The sequence below is a fragment of the uncultured Virgibacillus sp. genome (assembly GCF_947495635.1).
In the GTDB taxonomy this organism is placed as follows: Bacteria; Bacillota; Bacilli; order Bacillales; family Amphibacillaceae; genus Virgibacillus; species Virgibacillus salarius.
The window spans coordinates 22,543-29,959 of sequence record NZ_CANMAB010000046.1; the positions used below are offsets into that span (position 1 = coordinate 22,543).

At 36.4% G+C, this 7,417-nt stretch carries 6 protein-coding genes; 2 read left to right on the forward strand and 4 right to left on the reverse strand.

All coding sequences use genetic code 11. From position 1 onward, the window contains the following. Window positions 1-83: 83 nt before the first annotated feature. Window positions 84-764 (reverse strand): molybdate ABC transporter permease subunit, encoded by a 681-nt coding sequence (modB, locus tag Q1A47_RS11375; RefSeq protein WP_026682332.1) that lies wholly within the window; start codon window positions 762-764, stop codon window positions 84-86. Further along, complete coding sequence (gene modA / locus Q1A47_RS11380) at window positions 745-1,539, reverse strand: molybdate ABC transporter substrate-binding protein (RefSeq protein ID WP_166529987.1); 795 nt, start codon at window positions 1,537-1,539, stop codon at window positions 745-747. Before modA ends, modB begins: the two co-directional genes overlap by 20 nt. Before the next feature lie 258 nt (window positions 1,540-1,797). Here modA and nrdD point away from each other — a divergent pair, with 258 nt between their 5' ends. Both nrdD and Q1A47_RS11390 read left to right on the forward strand, forming a co-directional pair. Next, window positions 1,798-3,741 carry an anaerobic ribonucleoside-triphosphate reductase gene (gene nrdD / locus Q1A47_RS11385; protein WP_121604117.1) on the forward strand — a complete coding sequence of 648 codons (1,944 nt, stop codon included), beginning with the start codon at window positions 1,798-1,800 and terminating at the stop codon, window positions 3,739-3,741. Between the two features lie 20 nt (window positions 3,742-3,761). Then, entirely contained in the window at window positions 3,762-4,421 is a 660-nt protein-coding gene (locus Q1A47_RS11390; RefSeq protein ID WP_166529986.1) for a 4Fe-4S cluster-binding domain-containing protein, read from the forward strand. A gap of 283 nt (window positions 4,422-4,704) precedes the next feature. On the opposite strand, the gene ric is transcribed toward Q1A47_RS11390, so the two are convergent. After that, on the reverse strand, window positions 4,705-5,394 hold the full coding sequence (ric, locus tag Q1A47_RS11395) for an iron-sulfur cluster repair di-iron protein (RefSeq protein WP_121604118.1): 690 nt from the start codon (window positions 5,392-5,394) through the stop codon (window positions 4,705-4,707). Between the two features lie 101 nt (window positions 5,395-5,495). After that, window positions 5,496-7,019: an MFS transporter gene (locus Q1A47_RS11400; protein WP_166529998.1), complete on the reverse strand. Its 1,524-nt coding sequence runs from the start codon at window positions 7,017-7,019 to the stop codon at window positions 5,496-5,498. Between the last annotated feature and the right edge of the window lie 398 nt (window positions 7,020-7,417).

Below are 7,417 nucleotides of genomic sequence, written 5' to 3' on the forward strand. Positions count from 1 at the left end.
TTTTCTGAAAGTAACCTACCATAAAATTCTTAAGGAGGCTCAGGTCCGCTTAACTCATGCCTCATTTTTTACTTTTACACTCATTATTCTTGTTTTATTCGGACCATTAGTAACATGAAAAAGGAGATGATAACTATCGAGATCACCCATAGCCATGCCAATTCGATATTCCCTGAATCAAGCGCTATATAAATTGCCATAGGAATGGTCTGTGTTACTCCTGGAATATTACCAGCAAACATTAACGTCGCGCCAAATTCGCCTAAGGCACGCGCAAAGCTTAATATACTCCCTGATACCAGAGAGCGGAAAGCCAACGGAATGGAAATCAGAAAGAAAATCTTCCATTCATTTGCTCCGTCTACCCTTGCTGCTTCCTCAATACTAAGATCGATCCCTTGAAAGCCCGTTTTGGCAGACTGATACACAAGTGGGAAGGCAACAACTGCAGAAGCTATAACAGCAGCCCACCATGTAAATATAAGGGGTTGCTTAAACAGCCATTCAGTAGCCTGTCCAACTATGCTATTCTTTCCAAATAGGATGATTAGCAAAAATCCGACGACCGTGGGAGGTAGAACCATTGGAAGCATAATGATGGTTTCTAATAATGCTTTTCCTTTAAACGTCTTTCTGGCCAAAAATCGTCCTACTATTGTTCCGATTAAAATAACTACAACACCAGATATGGCCGTCACCTTTATAGACAACCATATTGGACTCAAAAATTTTTGCATAACTACCTCATTTTGTAGTAAATCCATATTCCTCAAATACCTTCAATGCCTTGTTGGTTTGTAAATAATTATAAAAATCTTTTGCTGCTTTGTTATCTTTTGAAGTCTTGATGATTCCAATTGGATAAGTAATAGGGGAATGTGTCTCTGAATTGGCTTTTGAGACAATATTCACTTTATTAGAAACGATAGCATCTGTTTTATATACCATTCCAGCATCAACATTACCCGTTTCAACATAAGACAATACTTGCCGAACGTCTTTTGCATAAACTATTTTTGATTCTATATCTTTCCATATATTCATCTCTTTTAAAGATTCCTTGGCATAATTCCCAGCTGGCACGGATTCAGGTATACCAATGGAAATTTTACCTACTTCTTTCTTTACAAGATCTTGAAAGCTTGTAATAGTAGACCTTTTAATTTTGGGAACAACCAATACAAGTTCATTCCCAAGAAGATCTACGCCATCTTCTTTTGCAATTTTTCCTTCATCGATTAATCGATCAAATTTATCTACTGCTGCTGAGAAAAAAATATCCACCGGTGCTCCTTGAGAGATCTGACGTTGCAGAGAACCAGACCCTCCAAAATTAATTTTTAAATCCACCTCTGGATGCGCTTCTTGATAGGTATGTTGAATAACTTCCATTCCATCCCTCAAACTTGCTGCTGCTGAGACAGTTAACTCAACATTTCCCTTCTTATCTGAAGATGGACCTGTACTCTGTTTATTGGAACACGCCGTAATAATCATAAGAATAAGAATAAGCGTAATGCCTAACGTAATCCTTTTCATGCTTCCACCTCTATTCTATAGATAATAATCTATAATCTTTCATACTACTTAGCAATGACTTTCATCACATTATTTAAAAATCACTCATAATAAAGTGAAACTTCAATCAGTAGGGGGCTTAAGACTTTGATCATTTTTACCTGTTGCTTCTATAATCACATCAATATATAGTGACTTCAATCACAAATAAACGCTATATATTGTGTTAGGATGATAGAAGATTAACAAGATACATAAGTCTAAAGGAGAGGTTTATGCATGTTCCAAAATACGATTGATATTATCGACAAATTTACATTGCAACAAGAAAACAAGCAAACAGATTATCTTAGGCACGAAAACAGTAATTATGTTTATTCCTTACCACTTTTAAGGCATAATTTAACCAATCATGCGGAGGAAGAATTTCTTTTTAATCATATTCTCCCATTAAAAATAAAAGAGTTATATGATGAGGGAATTGTCTATGTACACGATAAACAGCTTGCACCATATTGTGTATCCATTAGCTGTAAGGATATTGCTACAAAAGGTATACCATCGCTGGCTAAAAATATGATCTCATCCAAACCAACTAAGCGGATGTCAACTTTATTACGACATTTTAGTAATGTTGTTACACTAGTATCACAGCAAGTCTCAGGTGCAGTTATGTTAGCACAACTATCAACCATTGCAGCTTCTTATTTGTTTGATGAGGAGCGCCGTAGTATTACGTATACAGATGAAGAACTCGTAGGGCTATTTCAAAGTCTTATCTGGGAACTAAATATGCCACTTAGATCTGGGGCACAAAGTAGTTTTTCTAATATTACATTAGAGTTTGGGAAACCTTCTGAAGAAATAAAAGAACAATATATCATTATCGGTGGTGAAGGACGAAATATCCAGTATAAGGATATACCAGCAACTTACTTTGATCGTATCAACCAAGCAATTATTAATGTAATGAAAAATGGAACAGGTAGTGATGGAATTCCTTTTACTTTCCCATTATTGACAGTCCAAATTGATGATCATTTTGATTACCAAAACCCATTATTTATCGAACTACTGGATAAAATGTATCATTGGGGTGGTGTATATTTTGAGAACTTTAAAACAAAGCCATTTAAGGATCCATATTACAAAGCATTAAATCCACTCATTCAAGCAAAGGATCCAGAAGTGAGTAGGAGTCTCTGTTGTAGGCTGCAAATCAACTTAGAGACACTATCGAAAGCCGGTGGTGGTGTTTTCGGATCATCAACAGGCTCCACAGGTGCTGTACAGGTGCTCAATTTAAACATGAACAGGGTGCTTTTGGAATTCGGACATGATATGAATCTCGTCAAAGTGAAGATACGTGAGTATATGGAAGTTATGCAGGAAGCCCACATGGAAAAGAGAAAGTGGATTGAACAAAACAAAGAATTATATCCGACTTTTTTCGCCTTTAATAAAAACTTGAAAAACTATTTTAATGTATTCGCCCTTACTGGTATGAATGAAGGTCTCATTAATTTAGGCTATAAGGATGGAATTAAAGATAAAAATGGTAAAATGATTGCTCACGAAATTATGCAATACATGACAGAGATTGTAAATGAATTTATTGTGAGAGATAACGTGGCATGTGGAATTGAGTATGCCCCTGCCGAAAATGCTGCCATTAAACTTGCACGCCATGACCTTAAATGGGCAAAAGCAAATAATCGTGAAATCTATGTACAAGGTGAAGGAGATAATCCTTACTTGACTAGTGGCTGTATGACTCCATTTTCTGAAGATGATTTCGCAGAACAATTAGAAAACAGTGCTGAATTCCAAGGCTATGCTACATCCGGCAGTGTATTACATCATTTTCTTGAAGTAAAAGTAAAACCAGAAGCCTTAGCCAAATACTTGGATAAAATTTTTGAAAAACCGATTAATTATATTACATTGACACCAACGATTACGTCTTGTATGAGTTGCGGTCAGAAAATCATTGCTGAAGATGCTAAGAACATTCATCGTTGTCCCGTCTGTGAATCAAAAGACATTGCAACTTTCAGCAGAGTTATTGGTTATTTGAAAATGATCTCCAGAAACAACGTCCATGTAGATGATAAGGGATATTATGAAGGGAGATATAACTTCTGGTCAAAAGCGAGAAGATACGATTGGGCGATGAGAAAACGATTAAAAGAAGCTGCGTTGAAGGAGGCTGTCCACCGTTAATTAGCGGTGATAACATCACAATGAAATTATACAATAACTTTATTCGCACATTTACTGACTTGCCTAATCATACCACATTATTGATTCATTCATTGTCAGGCTGTCCCCTTCATTGTTTGGACTGTCATAATTATGAGGAAATCATCGCTAACACACCAAAAGAATATAAGACCACAAATGATTTATATGACTATTTGAAGAAAAGTGGCTTTTTATTCGATGCTATAATGTTCAGTGGAGGCGAATTTCTGATTAACCCATTAGATGAAGTGCGTGACCTATTGCAACAAGTGAGAGCACTTTTTGGTGGAAGAATAATTGTAACAACTAGCGGAATTTATTACCAAAAGGTTCGTGCATTATACGCGGAAAACCTTGTTGATGGCATCCATATCGATATGAAGCTGCCATATCATGTATTAGATATAGAAGAAGATGCACAAATATATAAAGATGTTATGGGAATCACACCAAGCAAAAAACTTGTTGATCAATTAATCGCAAGTGTTGACGCAGTAATTGAACATAACTCAATCTTAGACCAAGTTCGAACAGTGCAATATCCATTGCTAGATGAGGCATTTTTTACAGAGATAAAGCATTTTGTAGAGGAAAGAAAAGCATCTCATAGAAGCATTGTGCCTTATTTCCTAAATGAATTTGTTTACCCACGGAGCTAATACGAAACACATGGATCGGATACATAACTAAAATAGATAGCAAAAGCGGAACGATAAAATAGTAAAAAGAGCGCTTATCTTTTTCTATGTGCGATGTATCCGAATCACACCTTACAGGAAAAGGGCGAGGAAGATCCAGGAAAGCGTCTTTGCTTCCAAGAAATCTGAAGCCGGACGCAGCTCAACATGCGCCTATTTATCCACATCGGCAAATTTTTTAATTTCCTAGACTACCAAAAACCGAGAACGACAAAAGATATGTCATTCTCGGTTTTTGTGTCGTTTATATTCGCTTAAACAAGATATTATTCTCCAAATGAACATGCTGGAATGTATCATCTTCCAATTCAGCTAATCTAGCATAGGTAATTTGATACGTACCGCATGCATTCACAGGAGGTTGATATCCATCGGTAATGGCCCGCATTTCCTTCAAGTCTTCTCCAACAACGTCATGCTCTTTTTCTAATTTATGAATTGTCTCATAAATTTGCTGTAACAGCTTTTCATTCGGGTTTAATTCGTATTCCTTCAATAAAGGAAAAAGTTCATTCTCTTCTTTTAAAGTATGCTCCTCCATTTCTACTTTGAAATGATTGTATAATCGATGCAATTCTATTAAATGTGGTTGATCTGCTCCATGTCGACGAAAAACCTTTGTAACAAATTCCCCTAATGCAGGGAGTTCCTCTAACAAATAGGCATGATGTGTATGAACGATGTGATCTACTAGTTCTGATATAGAGAACGTACCCCAATCGACAGTAGAATCATTTGCCTGCCATCCTTGATAATTGGTATTTAATTCCTTTAAAATCGCATCTCCATCAAGATTGTTTTGAGCAAATGCTTCCTTAAGAGGGCGATCTCCGTTACAGCAAAAGTCAATCTGATGCTCCTTAAACAAGTCACTGGCCTTCGGGAACATCTTTACAATATGAGCTGGTGTGTGATCTTTCGTAAATGTATTCATTATGATTACCTCCAATACCTGACTTATCTCCAATGTAAGCTATTTCCTTTCTAGAGTCAGTGATAGAAATCACTTTTACAAAAAAGCAAAATTATCACTTATTAACTATGATGATCTCTATATTTCGACTGATTGAATTCTGTCAGATCATTAAACATGCCTACATAATATTTAACATCACCAACATTATTCTTAACGGCACTTATATTGAGCCACTCCTTGTATATTTCTCCATTTTTTCGTTTGTTCCAAATTTCTCCTTCCCAGAATCCCTTTTGATGGATATGGACCCACATTTTCTTATAAAAGGCAGCATCCTGTTTTCCAGAATGTAGTATACTTGGTTTTTTGCCAATTACATTTTCTTTTGTAAAACCGGTAACACGAGTAAAAGCAGGATTCGCGTTTTGGATAACACCATCCTTATTGGTTATAATAATTGCTTCTGCAGTACTTTCAATAATTTTCCGTTCAATATTCATCTGATCTTGGTAATATAAAAACAGGACGATCACTAAACATATGAATGCAAATTGAGATAAAGCCATAAAACCGATAGAATAATGGTCTGTTATTGTATAAACAGCTGTTAGTATGATTGGCGGAAAAAAGCCACCTAATCCCCCCATTGCAGAGACGATGCCATTTACAATACCTGCTTGTTTAGAGAAGTATAAAGGAACAAGTTTAAAGACGGTTCCATTCCCAATACCCACGCTCATAGCAACAGCAATAGACCCTATGGTGTACCAGCCAATTCCTGGGGAAAAGGACAATAAAATCCCCGAAAATGCGATACCGATAAAGGTAATCATTAACATAATATACGCATTGAATTTGTCTGCCAGCCAGCCGCCTAAAGGGCGAAAGAGCGTGGCTAACACAATGAATCCAGCCGTCCTCAAACCCGCATCTACTGTATCTAAATGATAATTATTCACTAAAAAGTTTGGAAGAAATACCGTAAAAGCGACAAAGGCACCGAATGTTACAAAATAAAACAGACTTAAAAACCAAAGTGTAGCATTACGATACACACCCTTTATTTGCTCAGACATCGAATTTTTGACCTTTGTTTCCTGTTTATCACCAAACAAAAAATTCAATCCAATAAAAAGGATTATTAAAAGGATATATAATCGAATAGTGCTTTGCCAGCCCAGAGACTGAGCGATAACAGGCGCTGCAAAAGTTGTAATGGCCGTACCTGCATTCCCAACCGCATAAATACCATTAATAAAACCATGTTTTTCTTTTGGATAATACTTAGGTAGCGATGTGACCCCAATAGAAAATGTAGCACCACTAACCCCGAGAAGTAATCCACCTATTAATAAATCTGTAAAGGAGCTTGCAATACTCAAATAATAGACAGGGAATAGTAGGATGATAAAGCTAACTATGAATACCCATCGCGCGCCAAATCGATTGGCATAAAATCCAATAGGAATACGTAATATAGACCCAAGAATCACAGGAATTGCAGTTACTAGTGAAGCCTGACCTGATGTTAAAACAATATCTTCCCGAATACTAGGCATTAAAGATGAGATTAAAACCCAGATCATAAATCCAACAATTAGGCTAGATGTTTGCATCGATAACTGTATACCAGGCTTTTTCATAGGAATAATTTCCCCTTTCTCCAAGTTGATCTCGACATCTTTACGATATCGATTTACTTGATGATTGGCTGTGAAAAACATCACAGATTTATCCTGTAGTAATTCACAGAGAAAGCAGTGACATACCATAAGTATCGAGTGATGTTTTTCACAGCTTCGCATAATGCGCTATGATTAACTTAAATTACAGATACAAAAAGCACTTTATTATTGGTTTCACTCTTAGTACCTAAAGTGGAGACTTACTGCCAGTTATATGCGGGATAAAGTGAAACTTCAATCCGTCGGGGGTAACCAGTTCATGAATATAACAAAAGAAAAAATAAGAAAAACGGAGCAAAATTCGCTCAGTCCTTATCACTACATGCTCAGATTTACGCTTCCTCTAGTAGCTATTA